The sequence below is a fragment of the Lacticaseibacillus daqingensis genome, assembly GCF_003946115.1.
Classification (GTDB): domain Bacteria; phylum Bacillota; class Bacilli; order Lactobacillales; family Lactobacillaceae; genus Lacticaseibacillus; species Lacticaseibacillus daqingensis.
The window spans coordinates 105,919-125,821 of record NZ_RHOH01000001.1 but is presented as its reverse complement, the minus strand read 5'-3'; the positions used below and the strand labels follow the sequence as shown (position 1 = coordinate 125,821).

At 57.7% G+C, this 19,903-nt stretch carries 14 protein-coding genes; all 14 read right to left on the bottom strand.

What is annotated here, in order from left to right:
- Window positions 1–274: 274 nt before the first annotated feature.
- Window positions 275–3,259: a polysaccharide lyase 8 family protein gene (locus tag EKM88_RS00490; RefSeq protein WP_164511943.1), complete on the bottom strand. Its 2,985-nt coding sequence runs from the start codon at window positions 3,257–3,259 to the stop codon at window positions 275–277.
- A 936-nt stretch (window positions 3,260–4,195) separates the two neighbouring features.
- Window positions 4,196–5,263 (bottom strand): M24 family metallopeptidase, encoded by a 1,068-nt coding sequence (locus tag EKM88_RS00485; protein WP_125702218.1) that lies wholly within the window; start codon window positions 5,261–5,263, stop codon window positions 4,196–4,198.
- Window positions 5,264–5,312: 49 nt separating this feature from the next.
- Complete coding sequence (locus EKM88_RS00480) at window positions 5,313–6,626, bottom strand: PTS sugar transporter subunit IIC (RefSeq protein ID WP_125702217.1); 1,314 nt, start codon at window positions 6,624–6,626, stop codon at window positions 5,313–5,315.
- A 3-nt stretch (window positions 6,627–6,629) separates the two neighbouring features.
- A complete protein-coding gene (locus EKM88_RS00475) occupies window positions 6,630–6,965 on the bottom strand; it encodes a PTS sugar transporter subunit IIB (RefSeq protein WP_125702216.1) in 336 nt (111 codons plus the stop codon).
- A 15-nt stretch (window positions 6,966–6,980) separates the two neighbouring features.
- Window positions 6,981–8,021, bottom strand: coding sequence for an aminopeptidase (gene ypdE / locus EKM88_RS00470; RefSeq protein ID WP_125702215.1), 1,041 nt, complete (start codon window positions 8,019–8,021; stop codon window positions 6,981–6,983).
- Window positions 8,021–8,347: a PTS lactose/cellobiose transporter subunit IIA gene (locus EKM88_RS00465; RefSeq protein ID WP_125702214.1), complete on the bottom strand. Its 327-nt coding sequence runs from the start codon at window positions 8,345–8,347 to the stop codon at window positions 8,021–8,023. Before EKM88_RS00465 ends, ypdE begins: the two co-directional genes overlap by 1 nt.
- A 4-nt stretch (window positions 8,348–8,351) precedes the next feature.
- Window positions 8,352–10,277, bottom strand: a complete 1,926-nt coding sequence (locus EKM88_RS00460; protein ID WP_125702213.1) for a BglG family transcription antiterminator — start codon at window positions 10,275–10,277, stop codon at window positions 8,352–8,354.
- Window positions 10,278–10,450: 173 nt separating this feature from the next.
- On the bottom strand, window positions 10,451–11,389 hold the full coding sequence (locus EKM88_RS00455) for a lactate/malate family dehydrogenase (RefSeq protein ID WP_125702212.1): 939 nt from the start codon (window positions 11,387–11,389) through the stop codon (window positions 10,451–10,453).
- An 83-nt stretch (window positions 11,390–11,472) separates the two neighbouring features.
- On the bottom strand, window positions 11,473–11,844 hold the full coding sequence (locus EKM88_RS00450) for a Rid family detoxifying hydrolase (RefSeq protein WP_125702211.1): 372 nt from the start codon (window positions 11,842–11,844) through the stop codon (window positions 11,473–11,475).
- A gap of 12 nt (window positions 11,845–11,856) precedes the next feature.
- Entirely contained in the window at window positions 11,857–12,342 is a 486-nt protein-coding gene (locus EKM88_RS00445; protein ID WP_125702210.1) for a PTS sugar transporter subunit IIA, read from the bottom strand.
- A gap of 18 nt (window positions 12,343–12,360) precedes the next feature.
- On the bottom strand, window positions 12,361–13,551 hold the full coding sequence (locus tag EKM88_RS00440; RefSeq protein WP_191988700.1) for a MalY/PatB family protein: 1,191 nt from the start codon (window positions 13,549–13,551) through the stop codon (window positions 12,361–12,363).
- Between the two features lie 399 nt (window positions 13,552–13,950).
- Window positions 13,951–15,513, bottom strand: a complete 1,563-nt coding sequence (locus EKM88_RS00435) for a PTS transporter subunit EIIC (protein ID WP_125702208.1) — start codon at window positions 15,511–15,513, stop codon at window positions 13,951–13,953.
- 103 nt (window positions 15,514–15,616) lie between these two features.
- Window positions 15,617–16,453 (bottom strand): PRD domain-containing protein, encoded by an 837-nt coding sequence (locus tag EKM88_RS00430; protein ID WP_225418393.1) that lies wholly within the window; start codon window positions 16,451–16,453, stop codon window positions 15,617–15,619.
- A gap of 330 nt (window positions 16,454–16,783) precedes the next feature.
- Window positions 16,784–19,447 (bottom strand): EndoS/ChiA family endoglycosidase, encoded by a 2,664-nt coding sequence (locus EKM88_RS00425; RefSeq protein ID WP_164511942.1) that lies wholly within the window; start codon window positions 19,445–19,447, stop codon window positions 16,784–16,786.
- Window positions 19,448–19,903 lie beyond the last annotated feature (456 nt).

Below are 19,903 nucleotides of genomic sequence, written 5' to 3'. Positions count from 1 at the left end.
TCCAGCTCCGGCGGGTGGCGAATACGCACTTTAACGATGGCCGTTTTTACTCGATTAATGTGTTAAATAGTCACTGCAATGATCGCTTTTACAGCGCCTGATCTGCGTTATCAGGCGCTGTGATCCTCCCATGAATCTACGAAACCGCTGTTTCACGTGGAACAACCTACCTCTGCCACATCAAAAGGACCGGCCAAATCGCAATGATTCGGCCGGTCCTTTTGATTATTTTCACAATTTTGGCAGCTTCATCCTGAGCCGAAAAGCTTGGGTCCTATGCGTCTTTCTTGTGTGATATTACGACCGCGCCGGCTAATGCGGCCAGCACGACCACGAGACCAAGTCCAACGAGCCTTTTATCCACGCGCTCACCGGTTTGCGGAAGTGGTTTGCCCGCCTTCTTGCTCGATTTCTTCGTTTTGTCAGTGCCGTGCGTTGACCCTTGGCTTGACGCTGACGACTGACTTTCGCTGGTTGACTCAGCCTTTGTGCTTGTCACCGTCACCAGTTCCGCGAGGGCTTGCTTCAGCTGCTTGGCCGCTTTGTTGACCGTGCCCTGCGTTGCGTCATCATCGGCTAGAACGGTTTCCCCATTGCGGCGCTGCGTGGTCAATGCGGTCCAGCTGTCCTCAGTGTAGGTCGCCTTATCTAGACGCTTAGCCTGATCAACCAGTGTCTGCAGTGCAGTTTTATCTGTCTGCTTGACGGGGGTCACCGCCTGAAGCGAAACCGCCTGGGACACCCCGTGCTTGCTCTGTGTGTTGACGGTCACAGTGGTCTTGTTGCCCTGAATGGTTGCCTGCGCATCGCCGTCAGCAATCTGATACTGACCCTTGATGACAAAGGAAACGGTAGCCTGCTTGTTGGTTGGGTCCTGAATGGAGAAGTGGTTGCCGCTACGCATCATGATCATGCGGCTGTTGGTCTTAACATCCCCAACCGTCCCTTTATCCGTGAAGAAGACATACCCTTTCAAGCCGAGCTTATTCTGCTGAACGGCAGAAACGTCGCTTGTATTCTTTAGGATCGTGACACTGTTAGTGCTCATATAATCCGCCAACTGTGCCGCATTCTTGTTCGGAACGATACTGTACGCATAACTGCTAGTTTTATTGCCTGCGTGTGGGTAGGTCAGCGTGACATAGTCCTTAGTAACCGTCTTGTCCGCCGTTCCCGTTGTCTTATTCCGGACATCTGAATACTTGCCTGTCCGACTTTCCTTCAAGATGTTGACCGTGTTGTTGTCGTAAAAGACGTAGCCGACGTTGCGCTTGGTGTTATCGTTATCCTCAACTGTCAACCATTTCAAGCCAGTCTTGTCGCCGTTTGCATTGCTCTGAAGATTCGAGTTGATGGCAACATTTTCACCTGCCGCGAACATCTTATTGTCAATGGTAGATGTCATGTTGCGCCCATTGATGTCGTGAATATTAGAACCCAATACCACGATTTCATCGTCAAACATAAACCAAGCTTTGTTTGCTTCGGCGTTCTTGAAGACGACAAAATCGCTCGGCAGTTGATCACGATCAGCGTAGGACTGTTCATCGCCTAGCTGCATTCCCGCGGCGGCGTACTGATTCAGCTTTGCACTCCCAGAGAAATCGTTAGTCCCCAGTGGGAAGTAGACGTAGGTGTTCTGCATCACAGACCCGGACTCAAAGTCTGGTTCGTGTGAGTAGAAATCTCCGCCGTACAGCTCTGGAATTGTCTTTCTGACCTCGTTCACCGTCGTAACACCCGGCAGCTTGTTCTGGTCAACCGTGGCTTGGTAATCGATCCCAAATGCCTGCGTCTGATCGACGCCGCTCTGGTACAGATAGTACGCCCCGTCGCTTTGGTACCAAGGCTTGAGATTCTCGCCAGACATATACTCATACTTTGAAACACGATTAGAACTTCTGGAGATTGCAAAACCATAACCCGGCCGAATTGCCACCGACTTATCCATCAGGTTGAAGGCAAAGTACTGATCGTTACTCGATGGGTTGACGCTCGAAATGCTTGCATCGTTCATAATCCGATTATATTCCACCGTGTTGTCCAGTGACTTAAAGCTGTTGCTGTTCACCTTCATCTGCTTAATGCTTGCCAAGTATTTGATGTAACGCTGCAGCTTGGTCTGACTCTCCCCGTTCATCGCCGTGGATAGCTGCACCAACGCTTCAACGATTCCCGCACTGTCCCCATATCCCGAGCCTGTCCGAGAAATACCACGGCCTTTGACAATTTCCATCATGTAACCTTCGTACATCAGCGGTGCGAAGCTGTTATAGATCCAGTTGTCAACGGCGCCCATCAGCTGTTCACTTTGGAGAGACGTCCCTTTCAGAAGCGTTGTCAGCTGTGCCGTTCGGCCTAACAACACAATGCCATAGCTCCCAGTATAGGCAACGGTTGAGTGCTGGATGAACGACCCATCCTCATAGAACCCGTCCGTGACGCCATGCTGAATATTGTCGGGATTGATGACTGCCAGACAGGTCATGAAATCCGAAATTGCCTTCTTCACCCGCGGTGCATCATTGTTGGCGATCCCCTGACAGATCCGGTTCAGCGTGATATCCGCCAAGTTGGCGCCGGTATGCTGACGCGCATCGAGATTAACGTCCCCGATCTTGGGTGAGCCGAGTTTCTCATCCCCACGTAGGTAGGCATCCATAGTTTTCACTGATTCATTAATGAAGTTCGCGTCTAGCTCATCGTGCAGTAGCAACAACATTCGCGACAGGCTTGTGGGGACCCCGATTTCCCACTGGTACCAGTTCCCATAGTAACCATTATCGGTGTCCTTCAGATACTTGTCTTGCATCCACTGTAGCGCATCAATAAGAGCCGTTTTAACCTCCGGATCATGATACAGCGCATTGAACTTGCTTGGCGTCGCGTAAGCCAGCGCCACATTGTACAGGTTCGTGTATGTGGTGCCAAGGTTAGCTGAAAGGTCGGCAACATTAAGATCCGTCCCTTTGCTATTATCGAGCACCACACCTGCATAAATCGCGTTCCCATCGTGATCAAAGTTGGGAAGATTGGCCTTCCCGCTCTTTTCGATGCTTTCCATTTTGGCCTGATTAGCTGGGTCGTTGTTAATCGTTTCATTCCCAATCAGGTACTCGATCTGATTTGCTTTGATTTGCGTCATTTCGTCCGCGCTAATTGTCGAATCTGCAGCTTCCGCGTCAACGGTTTGTGGTACAACGCCGAAGAATCCGAACGCCACGGCGCCTGCAATGGCAGCCTTGGTCCAAAACCTCATTCCCATTACCTCCGTTTGACCCTTGCCAGGTCTTTGCTACCCTTATTAAAAAGAAAGCGTTTTCTTTTTGGTTCATTGCTCAACGCCTCATGCTCTGACATGAAGCCCTTTTTGTCGTCACACAAGCCCAGAATGATTCGTCGCCACCAGGCCTAAACAGCCCTTGGCGCCGTATCTCCGCACCCTTCAATTCTCGCTAACTCACCGCCTTTCTAATCTACAATCGCACCAGGTTGCTCATCGGGTTAACGTGTTATGTCATAACGAAAACAAGCATACACGTCCCACCGCAAAATGTAAACGCTATCTCTAAATTTTGAAACTTGTTCCAAAAATTCGCAAAATAAACAAAAATTTCGGTATTTTTTCATTATTTCCGGTTTCTATGTGTTTCCATTTTAGGTTAAATAGTCTCAATCCGTTAATACGTTAAGTAACGGTCAAGTTTAGCGAATCTAAGACATCGTTGTGCCGTACCCGCCTCAGCACGCACTGCCTATAATTTCCCCTTACATTTGCCACCTCAGCGACTCCCCTCGATCTGTCTAATAGCCAGCGCACGACAAATATAGCGGACTAACCCTTAGTGGCGGAGATTGATTCGATGAAATCAATCTTTGCTACTTTGATTTTCTGTTAAAGTGGTGATGAGGGCATGCCGGACGACTTTTTGATACTTAATGTCGGAACTAAAAACGGCAGCTTCACCGCATTCTCAGAGGATCTGCCTGAGCTTGCTGGATTTAAGGCCGGCCATTGAAAACTAATAGGCTGTGCGTCTAAAAAACCTAACGCGAGGATTGCACCAAAAAGAAAAATCCGATCGAACTATTCAGAGTCAATCTGATAGAACGATCGGAACTTTTTCGCGACTTTGAATTATGACTCAGTCACCCTTTGATTTTGTAACTCAGATGATTGTGACCGTAATGCCACTTACCCAACCACCAACAGCTCGCGCGGCGTCTGCGACAAGCTTTCCGGGCCCGCTTCGGTGACCAGCACGTCGTCTTCAATGCGAATGCCGCCGACACCGGGAACGTAGATGCCCGGTTCACAGGTTGCGATCATCCCCGGCTGCAAAACATCCAGTGAGGTGGCGTTGATCAGTGGGCGCTCACCGCCACCGATGCCCAGGCCGTGACCCAGACCGTGGTTGAAGTAGGCCCCGTAACCGGCCGTGGCGATCAGGTTGGCGGCTTCTTGGTGTAGCTGGCCGCCGATCCGCCCGCTTTCGTAGCGACTGACCATGGTCTGCTGAATCGGTAACAGCGTCTCATAGAGTTTTGTGAACTGTGCCGTTGCGTGCCCCACCGCCACCGTGCGCGTCATGTCAGACTGGTAGCCGTCCTTCACCACGCCGTAATCGAGCAGGAGAAAATCCCCGGCCTCAATCTGCCGGCCACTGGCGCGTCCGTGCGGCATCGCGGTCCGTGGCCCTGAGCAGATCACCGGGTCAAAGGATACCCCGCTGGCGCCGAAGCGGTACACCAGACGAAACAGCTCGCCCACCACATCATTTTCGGTCATGCCCACATGGATCTGCTTGAGCAAGGCCGGGAAAATGTCGTCCGCCAAGCGGCAGGCGGCACGCACACGGGCCACTTCCGCCGGGGTCTTGCGGGCCCGGATCAGCGGGATCGCATCATGTAACGGCACCACTGGGCAGCCGCGTTCCAGCTCGTGGTACATGGCGTACGGCAGCTCGGATTCAATGCCGATCCGCTTCGGGTGATGCGTTGCGATCCAGTCCAGCACGCCGGTGAAGACGCTGCCTTGCGGGGTCACTTGGTTAATGAAGCGATCTGCATAATCGCGGGCAGCCACTTCATAGCGGCCATCCATGATCTGATAGGCCTCGGTGGCCGTGATCACCAGCCAGACACCGCTGCCGCTCAGCGCATCGAGGTAAATTTTGGTCGCGGGTTCATGCACCACCAATGCATCGACATCCAGTTGGGGGAGTAAGGCGCGAACGCGCTCAAGTGCGGTCATTTGAGTCATTCCTTTCTATAATAAAGGGCCGCCAGGCGGCCCTTCGTCATCCGGTGCGTTAGAAGTCCAGGTTCAAGTCGTCCAGCATCGATTCGTCTTCCAAAACGACTTCCTTGCGGGCGGCATCCTGCTTCATCTGCTGCTTCTCCATCACTTTGAAGAACGGCAGGTAAACAAGGACAGCCAAAACCACTTGCAGGGCGTTGACGACAATGGAGCGCCAGTCCCCGTTGGTGAGGAACCCTTCGAGGAACGCCCCCACGTATGGCGGCGTGAAAATCGGCTTATCGAGCCAGCCAAACTTCATAAACATGTACGGCAGCTGGGCGACGATGTTGCCACCGATCACGAACGGGATGAACATGATCGGGTTCAGGATCACCGGCAGGCCGAAAAGAATGGGTTCGTTGATGCCAAACAGGCACGGGATCAGCGAGATCCGACCAATCTTCTTGTACTGTGGGCTCTTGGAGAACATGGCCAGCAGGACGCACCCGATGGACATGCCGGCACCGGTGAACCCGAAGAAGGCGCTGGCGGAACCCGGCGTGTAGAAGTGCGGAATGGCGGTGCCGGCACGGAAGGCTTCCACGTTTTCGGCGAAGAACTGGTACATGATCGGCTGGGTGATCCCGCTGAGAACGGAGGGATGGATCCCGAAGAAGAACAAAGTCAGTTGCAGGATCCCGAGCAGCCAAACGGTCACGAGGCTATCCATGCTCCCCACCAGCGGGCCAACGACTTTGGCCAGCATGTCCGGTGGCAGCACCCCGGTGAAGTTCAGGCACACGCCGCGGAGCACGATGAAGGTGCCCCCAACGATCAGTGCGGTCGGAATGATTTCAAAGGAGCTGGAGACAAAATCCGGCACCCCTTCTGGCATCGTGATGGACAGGTGGTGGTGCTGGCACCAGCGGTACAGCTCAACGGTCAACAGCCCCACCGCGATGGCCACAAACAGGCCACGGGCGCCAAAGTTGGCGAGGTTCGGGGCGCCGTTTTTGTCGAACTGGATCGACAGCATCACGAAGGCGAAGGTGGACAGGCCCACGCAGCCCGGGATGTAAAGCTTGTAGTAATTACCCATGCTGTAAGAGATCGTCATCGTGGCGTACAAGGCCATGAAGCCCAAGGACAGGGTCACGGGCAGGTCGAGGATCTCCGCGTTGGTCAAAATGAACTGGCTCAGCGGGTTATTCTTCCCGATCATGTTCGGCAAGGCCGGCAGGATGGCGAAGATACTACCCAGGATGGTGAATGGGGTCAGCCCCATCATCCCGGACTTCACGGCTTTCAGCTGGGGGTTGTTATCCAGCTTCTGCGCCAGCGGCATAAAGTATTTCTCCATGAACTTCTGGAACTTGTCAAACATTGGCTACGCCCCCTTCATGTGCGCCTTCCGGTCCGCGATCAGCGCCATTTTCAGCGCGGTGGCACCGTCCATTTTGCCGTAGGTCTCCTTGTCCATAATGGCGTACGCGGCGCCTCGTGGCTCAAGAATGCCGCGAATGTATTCTTCGCGGTGCGCGATCTGAGGGCCGATCAAAACGACATCGATCGGTTCGGTTTCTTCCTGCAGCATATCCGCAGAGATCGCCTTCAGGGTAAAGTCCTCGATGTTGAGCCGCGCACTGGCGCGGATCACATCTTTGATTTTTTCCATCATCATGGTCGTGGAGAATCCCCCGGCACAGCATAAAACGATATTCATAGTAATCGCTCCCTTCTAGAACGTGTAGACGGTGTCTTTCATGGTGGCATCCAGTTGCGGCAAAATGCGGGTGTACAGCGCCGCGATGTTTTGGGTGTCGGTCAGGTCGATCAGCGAGTAGGCACAGTGGCCGTAGCGGCACGGCAGGCAGGTGACCACGGTGGCCTTCCCTTCGCGCACCTTGTGGGCCTCGCCCCCATCGGTGCCGCCGCGGTTGAACATGTCCATCTGCAGGGGCAAGCCCGAAGCCTGGGCTGTGTCCTTGACCAAGTTCATCAGCGCGCGGTTCGGCGAGAGCGTGCGGTCAAAGTGGGTCAGCATCGGGCCGGCCCCGATCTGGCGGTTGTTGGTGTTATCCCGCCGGAACTCATCCGGGTAGCAGGCCACATCGATCACGAACACGAGATCCGGGTCCACGAGGTACGAGGCGGTTTGCGCCCCGCGCAGCCCGACTTCTTCGCCGTATGTGCAGACGTAGTAGATGTCATTGGGGTGCGCAATGTGTTGCATCTGCTTGGCAATTTCGTACAAGGCGTAACACCCCAGCCGGTCATCCATCGCTTTGCCGATGTAGGTGTTGGGCAGGTCAAGCGCTTCGAACTCGGTGCTGAAGGTGACCATGTCCCCGATGTTGACGCCCAAGTCCAGGACTTCCTGCTTCGTCTTGGCCCCGATGTCAAAGTACAGCTTGGAGCTGGCCGTTGGGTCGTATTCACCCGCCACAATACCATTCAGCTTTTTGCCTTCGCGGGTGGTCAGCCGCAGCTTTTGAAACTGCAGCACGCTGGTTTTAACGCCGCCGACCACCATCAGCATCAACAAGCCGCCGTCCGTGATGCTGCGCACCATGAACCCAACCTCATCCATATGCGCGGCGATCATCACCTTGGGCCCGGTGCCGGTGCCCACTTGCTTGCAGATCATGCTGCCAAGGCCGTCATACGTGGTTTCATCCACCACGGTGGCCAGTGTGCGCTTCAAGACATCGCGCACTTCCTGTTCGCAGGCAACCACACCGTCTGCATTGCTCAGATCACGTAATACGTTTACATCCATCAGTCTAGACTCCCTTGCAAATTTTGTTCCTTCAGCATCCCAATCATTTCGGTAATCAAATCGCGGGCCAGCAGGCTGGTCATCAGGTGGTCCTGCGCATGTACCATGAGCAGGCTGACGTTTTGGTGCTCGCCTTGCGCTTCCTTGGTGATCATTTCGGTTTGAAGCTTATGTACTTCGACCGATGCTTTGCGGGCCGCCTCGAGTTTGGCGTCCGCTTGGTCAAAATCGCCTTGCCGCGCGAGGCGAAGGGCCTCGAACGCGAGCGTGCGGCTGTCACCAGCAAGTGAAATGATGTTGAAAACGGCGAGTTCTTGTTCGTCCATGAGGTCATCTCCTATTGATCGCTTGTGTCATAATGGCAATAAATTCAGGGTAAGTGCGCACCCGGTGCAGCTCGGCAAGCAGTGTCGCATCGTTCATCAACGCGATCATCATGCGGCTGATTTCCTGATGGAGCACGAGGTGGCCGCGGCGCAGGTTGATCAAGAAGATGGCCTGCACCCGTTTTTGTTCGTAGTCGAGGGGCGCTTGGAGCAAGGTGACATCGATCCGCTCAAACTGGGCAAAGCTGCTCATCGGGTGCGGCCCTGCGATGCCGTGCTCGTACACCGTGTCGATGCGCTCCTCACGCTCGAGCACGCTAGCCGCAAAGCCCGCCGCCGCGGACCCATCCGCCTCCAGCGCCGCCCCGCGCTGGCGCAACAGCGTCAGGTAGTCCCCGCCAGCCACAACGGCAAAGTGCGCCGGGTCAAACAGGGACATCAGCTGTTCCTGGCTACTGACAAAATGGGTGGGGTCCTCGTGCAGCAGGTGCACCGCGTTTTCGACCCGCGTCATCGTGCGATCGGACAGGATCTGGCTGATCTCGATCACGGGCACAGCCACAGGGAGCGCCGGGACCGCCACGGTGGCCACCACCAAGTTCACGGCCGCGGTCAGCTGATTGAGCTCGTTGACCGCCAGCGTCTGAATCTTGGCGTTGGGGAACAGGCGGCGCAGCCCGTTTTCGAGCAGGTACGCCGTGCCGCGCCCGTTATCGGTCAGCACGACCACGTTCCGGTAGGCCTCCATCTCCTGCACCTTTTGCTTTTCAAGGCTGGCGGCAAAGTAAATGGCGATGTAGCCCAGCTCATCTTTGCTGATCATCGGCCGGTCTGCCGGGAGCATCAGCTGCATGAAGTCCAGCGCGGTGTTGATCACATTGGCGTAGCGCATGTAGATATCATCGAGCAGCGGGTTTTTGAGCTGATGGTTGGTGGACAGGCGCTTGAACAGGGTGGCCAGGTGGATCAGTAGCGAGGCCTTGAGCTCCTCATCCGCCGCAAACCGCGTGGCGTAGGACCGGTCCAACTGCCGGAGCGCCGCCGCGATCATAGCCTTGTACCGAGCTTCATCCTGGCTGTCCACATACGAGAGCTTGCCGATCATCTGGTTGCGCAGGTACGTGACCTCATACTGCGGCAGGATCAGGTCGTAGTGCCCGTGGATGTACGTCACGATTGCGTCAACCAGCACATCCACGCGGGCATCGCGCGTTGGCTCTGGCACCAGGCTGGCGGTGTCCGGCGTGATGTAATTCCGGCGCGTCATGCGATAGATCAACAGCCGGGTGTGCTCGATCACGTTCTTAAGCAGCGCATCGTTGATCGTCAGTTGATGGGCCTGCAGCTGGGTCGTCAGTTGGGCGCGCAGTTGCGGCTCGTCCAGCGTCTGAACGAACGCCGAGTACTCCGGGGTGACCATCGGGGCCGGGAGCTGCGCGCGGAACAGGTCAATGATGGCGCGCCGCTTGTGCTCTTCGGTGCCTGTGACACAACTGCCATAATGCGCGCGGCCCATCACGTTGAGCTGATGCTCCGCAAAGAACTGGCGGGTCTGCTTCATGTCGCTTTTGATGGTGGGCACGCTCACGTTCAGGCGCTGGGCCAGCTCCTCTGAGGTGATAAAGGTGCCGGCCAGCAGGAGCAGCATCTCAAGGTTGCGCACGCGCTGGGCCACATCGGCTGGGCCCGGTGCCGGCAGTTCGCGCGTACAGTACTGTGCGTATCGCTTGGGATCCGTGATGCGCAGCGCGTAGCCCCGGCCGCGCACCGTTGTGATCGTGAAGCCATGGTGCACACCATCATCATTCAGCGTCCGAATGTCAGAGCTGAGTGTCCGCTCCGTAATGGCCAGTGACCCCGTCAGCGCCGCACGTGAAACGGGCGCCGGTTGCGCTTCTTCAAGTCGTTCCAAGATCTGCCCGTATCTCATTCTGGTTCCCTCCCCCCACAATCTAGTCTAGGGGTGCTAGACAAGATTGAAAACGCTAACATTTTCTGATTCAACCGGAAATAATTAACTGATTCACGAACTAGCGCGAATGAAAGGCGCGCCTTGTCACCGGCGCGCCTGAGTCATTTTTTGTTTCACGTGAAACATCGCCCCTACGCAGGGTCGATGGTGTGTAACATGTGCTGGATCGAGGCAACGGAGGCCGCGCGTTGAGCCTGTTCCGCCGCGGTCAGCGGCACCGGCAGCACCTGCTCGATGCCGGCCGCGCCGAGCTGCGCCACCTGGCCGATGTAGCAGCCGATCGCCGGATCGTAGGCGGACACCGCCAACGCGCGGTGGCTGTCAGCCAGCACGGCCTCCACCATGACGGTGGCGGACAAGCCGATGCCGTATGCCGTGAAGCCCTTGCCGGCCAGGATCTGCCAGGCCCCCATGCGGGCCGCCTCTTTGAATTCGGGCAGCGAAAGGTGCTGAGCCGCGGCGATCTGGTCGATCGGCACGCCCCCGACCCGGACGGTCGACCAGGCCGTGAACTGGCTTTCGCCGTGTTCCCCGAGCACGTACCCGGTGACATCGGCCAGCGTGCAGCCGAGCCGCTTGGCGACGGCCTTTTTCATCCGGGCCGTGTCCAGCGTGGTGCCGGTGCCGAAGATGCGGGCGAACGGGATGCCGGTTTGCTGCTGCAGGTAGGTCACGACCACGTCACACGGATTCGTGATGTTGATGAGCACGCCATCAAAGCCCGAGGCCTTGAGCCGCGGTGCCACATCGCCCACCACGCGGATGGAATTGCGCAGCTCCGCAAACCGGTCAGGGTTGTCCCCGCCGAGGATGCTGATATCCCCTGCCGCAAGGACGACCACGTCACACGCGGCCAGCTGATGCCAGTCGCTGGCGTAAGCAAAGCAATCGACAGCGGTTTGCTTGTCGAGCAACGCGTTTTGGTCCATCAGATCCAGCGCTTCGGCCTGCGCCTTCGCGTCTTTTTGGTCCACCAGCCACAGCTTCCCCACGCTGCCGCGCAGAACCAGTGCGGTGGCCACTGCGGCGCCGACGTGGCCGACGCCAATAATGCCAACGGTATAAGTCATTTTTGGGTTTCTCCTTTGCTCAGAAAAAAGGCCACCCGCACCGGCCGGGATCGGTTGGGCGGATGGCCTTCAGTGCGGCCCGCTTACAGCGCCGCGATCACTTCAACTTCGACCAAGGCCGCTTTCGGCAAGCTTTTGACCGCAAAAGTCGAGCGCGCTGGCGTGCTGAAGACGGTGGCGTACAGGTCGTTAAACGCCGGGAAATCAGCGATGTCCGCAAGCAGGCAGGTGGTTTTGACCACCGCCTCGGGCCCGACTCCGGCTGCCTCAAGCACGGCCTGGAGGTTCTTGAGCACCTGTTGGGTCTGTTCGACAATGCCGCCGGCGACCAGCTCGCCGGTCGCGGGGTCCAGGCCGATCTGGCCGGAACAATACAGCGTGTTCCCGACCGCTTGGGCCTGAGTGTACGGTCCGATCGGTGCCGGGGCAGCCGGGGTGAAAATCGTTTTGCTCATAATCCGTCTCCTTTAGGCTAAGGTGATGTCACCAAGGGTCTGGCCGTGCGTCACCGTGGCCGCTGCCACAGTCGGGAAGGCCTTGACCTTATCCATATTCGTGAACACGACGATCAACTCGTCGGACTTGCCAGCCGCGGCGATCGCCGCACGGTCCATGGTGCCCAGGGCATCCCCGGCCGTGACGGTTTGGCCGTCGCTGACGGTCAAAGCAAACGGGCCACCCTTCAGCTCAACGGTGTCGACCCCCATGTGCAACAGGACTTCAAGCCCGTCAGCCGTGCGCAACGAGATGGCGTGCTTGGTCGGGAACACCGACACCACCTGGCCGCTCACCGGGGCGTACACCGCGTCACTGCTTGGCTTGACCGCGTAGCCGTCCCCCATGATCTTCTGGGCAAACATTGGGTCGGAAACGGCCGTCACCGGCATCGCCTGCCCGTCTGCTGGGGCCACGATCGTCACTGTTTTGGCTTGCTTCTTTAAAAAGTTGAACATCTCATTCACTCCATTCAGTTATTGCATCTTGCGCCAGGTCTGGGCCATCCGCGTCATCGCTTCTTCAATGACCGCGTGGGACGTCCCGAGGTTGAGCCGCAGGAAGTTCTCCGCGTTGGCCACGTAATCATCCCCGATGCCGACGACCACCCCGGCGGACTCCGCCATGGTTTTCGCGATCGTGTGCATGTCATGGCCGGATTCCGCCACGTTGACCCACGGTAGGTACGAGGAATCCATTTCCATCAGCTCCCATCCAGGGAACTCGGCGTCAATGGCAGCCTGCGTGATGCGCAGATTTTCACGAATGTACGCTTCGCACTGGTTGAGCCAGTCACCACAGGATTCATACGCCACCGTCATCGCGATCTGGCCAGGCACGTTCGGGCTGGTCACCGAGTTGGCGGCGTAGCGCTTGCGGAACGCGGCGCGCAGTTCAGCGTTCGGGATGATCGAGTACGACAGCTTCAGACCGCCGAGGTTAAAGCCCTTGTTCGGTGAGGTGAACATCACGAGGTTATCAAGGTACTTCGCCGGCAGCTCCAGCGCGCTGGTGAAGGTGCCGGTCATGATGTGCTCCGAGTGCACCTCGTCGGATACCAGCAACACATGATACTTTAGACACAGGGCTGCCATCCGCTCCAGCTCAGCCGCCGTCCAGATGCGCCCGGACGGGTTATGCGGGTTGCAGAAGAAGGTCATCTTCGGGTGCTGCGTCGCCATCACGTCTTCCAGTTTGGCCCAGTCCAGGTCGTAACGCAACCCGTGCTTCAGGAGCGGTACCGTGATGACCCCGCGATCATTGTGCTCAGCGGCGTAAGCGAACGGCCCGTACACCGGGGTGTTGAGCAGAACGCTGTCACCGGGTGCCAGCATGGCCTGAATCAGCACATGCATGTTCGGCACCGTGCCGTACCCGAGGGTGATCCAGTCCTTTTCAACGTGGGCGTGGTGCCGCGTCTTTTGCCAGTTGATCACACTGTTGTACCAGCGGTCCGTGGAATACGTGTAGCCGTACGCCCCGTTGTTGGCCATTTCTGCCAGCGCCGTGCGGATCTCAGGCGCGGCCTGAAAATCCATATCAGCGATCCACAGCGGGATGAAGTCCTCGCGCACCTGCGGAAACTTGCTGTGCACGATGCCCGAATCCCATTTGCGCGCGTGATCGACAGACCGATCAGCCAATGTATCAAAATCATAATGTTGCATGTTCATCCTCCTAGATGACGAGAACTAGAGCAAACCAGAGCGAAGTGGCACGATTATGAGGGTTGGGCTAAGATGACCTGACGCTTACGCCCGCACTTAGGCGTGAGTGGCGGGGCAGCTTAGCCCACACCCTCATGTGCCACGTAGCTCGACGATCCAGAGCGGCGTGGCACGCCCTTAGCGGAACGGGTAGCCTAGCTCAAGTGCTTGGGCCGCACTTGGGCCCGAGTGCTTGAGCGTCGCTAGCCGCTTCCGCGTTGTGCCATGCAGCTCGACGATCCAGAGCGGAATGGCACGGTTATGAGGGTCAGGCTAAGATGACCTGACGCTTACGCCCGCACTTAGGCGTGAGTGGTGGGGCAGCTTAGCCCACACCCTAGCTCAACCAGTATGCCCGCGTTACGCCGGGGCACCGCCGCTCATCAGCTTCTCGACGCCGTCCTTGACGCTTTGAACTTGGGCCCCGTAGACGATCTGAACCGACTTTTCGGCCTTCATGATCGCCAGCGCGCCGGACGCTTTGAGCTTGTCGTCGTCCAGCTTCGATGGGTCCTTCACCTCAAGCCGCAGGCGAGTCACACAGTTGTCCAGGCTGACAATGTTTGCGGCCCCACCGAGGGCCCCGAGGATCACACCTGGATCGTAGATGCCGGCGCCTTTTGTCATCACAACGTCCCCTTCGGCTTCACGGCCTGGGGTCTTGACGTTTTTCTTGACGATGTACCAGCGGAAGAACAGGAAGTAAATGGCGAACCAAGCGATCCCAACTGGAATCAACAGCCACCAGCGCGAGTTCGGCTGCAACCAGCCGAAGAGGATCCAGTCAAGCACCCCGCCGTCGGTGTTCCCCATGTGCGCGCCCAGCAGCATCATAACAGATAATGACAGCCCTTGCATGATGGTGTGGAAAACGTACAGCACTGGCGCAACGAACAGGAACAGGTATTCCGTTGGTTCGGAGATCCCAGAAACAAAGGCAACCAGGGTGGCGGAGATCAGCAGCCCTTTGATCCGGTCGCGGTTTTCAGGCTTGGCCGTGAAGTAAATGGCCAAGCAGATCGCCGGCAGGCCGAACATGAAGGTCGGCATGAAGCCTTGGGACAGGAAGGCCGTCGCTTTACCGGAAACCGGCACACCAGCATTCAGTTGGGCGTAGAAAATGTTGAGCGCCCCGGTGATGGTCTTGCCGCCAACGATCGCGGTCCCCCCAGCATCGGTGAAGCGCACCATAGCCAGCAGGATGTGGTGCAGCCCCATCAGCTTCAGCACGGACAGCGCGATCCCGTAAAGGAACGGGCCAAAGATGCCGGCGCCTTGAATCAGGCGGCCCAGCCCAACGATCCCATTTTGGAAGGTCGGCCAGATGAACGGAATGAGCAACCCGACGAAGGATTCCACGATGACCGAGATGATCGGCACGAAGCGAATGCCCCCGAAGAAGGAAAAGGCGTCTGGCAGCTTCACTTCCTGGTACTTTTCAAGCAGGAAGTAGGTGATGAGCCCAACGAGGATCCCACCGAGGACCCCCATTTCAAGGGTCTGGATGCCCAGCACGTTGGCCTGGCCAACGGCTTGCATCTTGTCCGCGGCCACCAGCTTGTGCTGCTGCTGCAGCATGAAGTTAATCCCCGTGTTCAGGGAGATATACCCGGCAAAGGCGGCAATCGCGCCGACCCCTTTGTTGCGCTTGGCTAAGCCGAACGGCAGCGCCATGGCGAACATCGCCGGCAGGTAGGTGAACCCGAAGCTCCCCACCGTGTTCATGAAGTTGAAGATGACGTTAACAATGTGGTTCTGCAAGAATGGCAGGCGTTCCATCATCGACGGTGCGGTGAAGGCACTGCCCAGCCCCACCAGGATGCCCATGGCAGACAGGGTGGCAATCGGGAACATGAAGGACTTCCCGAGGTTTTGCATGAACGCATAGAAGCGGGTCTTTCGACTCTCGTGTGCGTTGTCCATAATGTGATACTCCTCTCACGTGTCAAAATAAAATACCCAACAGCCGCGCAAACCAAGTGGCTGCGACGGTTGTTGGGTATTGCCTACTTAAAGTTACAAGCCCTTATTCAGTTATGTGAACGATGTGGATCAGCAGGTACAGCCGGTCCGAATCGGTGAAGCGGTAGTCGATCTGCTTTTCGAGGTACGCGACCACCTGGCTCAGGCACGCCCCGGCGCGGTGGTGCCGCCGAAGCAGGGAAGCTAAGAGCTCGGTGTCGTCCGGTGACGGCTTGTGCGGGTGCTTGGTCCGGCTACGCAGGATCAAGTAGTGCAGGTGCGTCATCAGCCGACTGACGGCGATGCTATCCTCGGAGAACTGCCGCCCGAACGCCGCTTCAATGATACTGTTCACGCCGGATGAGATCTCTAGAATATTGGAAAAATTCGTAATAGTGCTGTCTGAATGTTGAATCTCGTGCTCAACCAGATGAATCGCGATAAAGCCTGCTTCATCGTCTGAAACTGGTACGCCCGAGAGCTGGTGGATAAGCTGTTGTGCCTGCTTCCCCACCTGGTACTCTTTGGCGAAAAACCGCTTCAGGTCGATCAGCATCGGGTTGGCGAGATTCAGACCCATCCGAAATCGTTCGACTGCGAAGTAGATATGGTCTGTTAGTGGGACCAAGAGATGCTCATCAAAGTCGGCGTCGATCTGACTCTGTGCCAGCGCAATGATCTGATCCGTCAGCTCAAAGTACTCGCGCGGGATCTTACTCGATAACTGCTTGAATGAATCGAGCCACTTATCGTCATTGTGCGGCACAGCCGAGAAGACGCGGTCGTTCGGTTGCGGGTCGTAGTTCTGCCCGCGGTGCGCCTTGAAGCCAATGCCCCGCCCCCAGATGATCTTCTCTTGATCTTGCCCATCCTCCACAAGCAGAACGTTATTGTTTAACACTTGTGAAATTAGCAAGTCGATCACCTAAATTGGTTGATTACGCCACGTTTGCGTCGCGTGACGTGATAGAAATCTGTAAACGTTTACGAGGCTAAGTCTAACGAACGGCAGAAAGCTTGTCAAACCTGTTTTTGCCGTTTCTCAGATTGGTCGGTACCACGTCTGGAACGAAGCGTTATCTCCCTGCTCCCCGCGCACCTATAGGTAGAAACCATTTGTCAGGTTCCGTATCAGCATGAAATATTCGTTATTTTATTTAATCAAAAACTTGGCTGCGCCAATAAAAAACTGGCCAGCGTGTTGCTGACCAGTTCATTGTTGGCGATCGGCTTAGTGCCGCTTCCGCAGCCCCACCGCCGTGCCCAACGTCATCAACGCACCGAGGAACCCGGCACCCCAGGCGACGCGGTTGCCGGTTTGCGGGAGCTGGTGATCGGCCTTCGCACCCGTTGCCGCAGACGCCTTCGATCGCGACGTCGCGGCTGGCTCGGCCGCGGGCGTTGGCGTCGACACCGGCGTCTTGCCCGCAACGATCGCCGTGGCCTTTTTCTGGTCCGCTTTGCCTTTGGCGTATGCGGCCTCGATCTTCTTGTAGTCGCCGTAGGTGCTGCCCTTCTTGTGGCTGTCCAGAATGGTTTGCGCATGGGCTTTGGCCGCGCGAATGGCGGCGGCTTGGTCCGCGGTTTTGGCCAGGAAGGCCTTCAGCGCGCGAATGCCCGCGCCCACCTTCTGGCCCTGGGCAAACGCGGCCTGATAGTTGGCCGAGCGCGCCGTCAGATCCGGCACGGCCGCACCGGTTTCGCCGCTCTGCCGACCGGCCTGGAAGGCGGCCGTCTGCTCAGCCGCAAGCCGCTTCGCTTCCACCGCCTTACCCTGCTCGCGCATGTAACCGCTCAGTGCACTCGCGGCCCCCGCCACGCGCGCTTTGGCTTCCTTGGCGGCCTGCATCTGTGGGGTGCTCAGCTGCCCGATCGCCTGAATGAGACTAGCGCCAGCCGCGGTGACCTGCGCCTGCGTGGCCGTTTGATCCGTCAAAACCGTGTGCGCCGCCGCCAGTGCCGTGGCAACTGGGGCGTAGCTCGCCGCCGCATAGTCGGCCGCGTTCAGCGTGTTCGCCTGCGCCACCAACCGCGCGAGGCCATCAGTGACGGTCGGTGGGGTGGCCGTGCTCGGCAGCAACCCGTCAAGCGCCGCCTGCAACGTGGTCAGGTCCGCATCCACATCCGCCTGTGTTGCGTCAACGTTTGCGGCAATGGTTTTGGCGGCCTTCAGCGCGTTATCGTAGGCGTGCCAGGTCTGCGGCAGGTAATCCGTCGCCGTCAGGGGCTGAAGGCTGGCGAGCAGCTCGCTCAGGGCCGCTTTGTTCGCCGGGGTCGGGAACGTGTCGATGACCAGCTGACCGATGGCCCGGGCCAGGTTGCCCGCGGCATCATCGATCATGTGCTGATCCGCCTGTGGGAAGGCCTTAATGCCCATGGCCGTGGCCTGCGCCTGCTCGAAAGCGTCCCACGTGGTGTCCGTGTAGATGTCTTCAGTGACGCGCGCCGCCAAGGCCAGCGAGGTGTTCAGGTGCGCCAGGTCGGTGCCAGGATTGGCAACGGCCTTCAGCCCGGCGATCCCTTGCGCCACCGCGGTCGTGGCTGCCGCAACGTCACTGGCCGCCGGGTCCTCCGCCTCCAGCAGCGCCGCCCCCTGCTTGACCGCCAGTGCGAGGGTCAACCACGTGTCGCTTGTGTAGCGGGACTCCTCGAGCTGGCCCGCGTCGGTGATCGCCTGTTCCAGGCTGGCTGTTGACGTCAGCGGCGTCTGCAACTCGTAAAATGGATCAAAGGTCGGGTCCAGCGAGGTGGCGTAGTCATCCGACATGAACACCGAGATGACGTCCCAGATGTTCTCGGCGTTCGCCACGCCTGCGGTCAGTTCCGTTACCTGATCCGTGGTCCAACTGCGCGCGTCTTTCACGCGCTGAATGTGCTGATAGGCCGCCTGCTTCGTCTGCTCAAGCGTGTACCCTTTGGTCTCCAGCACCGACGCCTTCGTCCAGCGGAAGGTCGAGGACTTCGTTGACGTGTAGTCATCCCCCTCGCCCGTGCGGCCATCGCGGTCGATGGCATACGTGAACATCCCCATGAAGTCGCCAGTGGCGGCGGCCATCGCCATCTCGTGGATGTGGCTGTTCATGTACCCCCCGGTGTTGTCGCCCCAGCCCTTCGTGCCGTTTTCAGTAAAGGACAGGCCCGCCATCACGCGGTCAGACGGCATGCCGGCCGCGTTAAACCCTGGCAGCTCCGCAGTCGTGAGCTGGCTCGGCTGCCCGTACTGCTGATTGCCCACGTAGGTGAAGTACTGCGCCACGTCCTTGAGCGGATCCTTGGTAAAATGATCCACCGTGTCGTAAACCATCACCGTGCCCGGATTCATCGACTTCGGCCCCAGGTACTGGCCCAGTGCGGCGAAGAAGCGGTTCGAAAACGCAACGGTTTGCGCGTCCGGGGTGTACTCCATGTCCACATCGATCCCGTCCAAGTCATACTTGAACACGATATCGTGTGCGAACTGCTTGGCGATCGCGTCAAAGTCCACATCGAGGGAGTAGTTGTACTTCTTGGCCAGCGGCAGGATCGACGCCTTGTACCCCTGGCCCTTGATGATCTTGGTGCCGCGCGCGTGAAGCGTGGCGGCGTATTCCTTCAGATGCTCGTAGAACGGCGCCGACTGCAGGCCGGAAACCCCGGTATCGTTTTGACTCGGGCCAAAAACGGTCACATAATCCACACCCCATGGAATGTCGGCGATCGTCTGAATGTTCGGTTGGTTCAGCGCAGAGTTGACCCCGATCAGACTGCCATCCATCCACGCGCGAAAATAGGCGCCATAGCTTTTCCCGTTCGGTGACGCTGCGGCCTGCGCTGGTTGTCCTGCCCCCAGGGCCAGCGCCGCCAAAATACCCATCGATCCCAGTGTGAGATTACGTACTACCCGTGACTTTCTCATTGCTCCTCCTTGTGCCCGCAGTCTGCTGCGGGTCTCATCCTGAATCATTGCGGTTCACCCTACCCCAAAGCCGTTGCGCAAGCCCGAGAAAGCGCTTACTATTTGCATCATACGGGGTCGCCTGCCCCGCCTCAACGGACCCAGCCGTTAACTTGGTTTATCGGGATAGGTGGACTTTCTGTACTATAACAGCTTGGGCGGGCCACTGACGGGGCTGCCGACGCCCAATATGGGGCCAAAACCCGGTAGCAACGCGAAGTTGGGTTAGCATATAAACCAATATCAGGATCGCGCAACGTGGCACACCAAAACACCGCCCTGCCCGACTTCAGCAGTCGCGGCAGCGCGGTGTTGGTGCGAGGCGGGGCCCCGTTGTTTCACGTGGAACATGGCACTGACAAAATAGCCAGCCGAAAGCCTGCTCGACTAATTTCATGAGATACGCTCAGTGCCAAC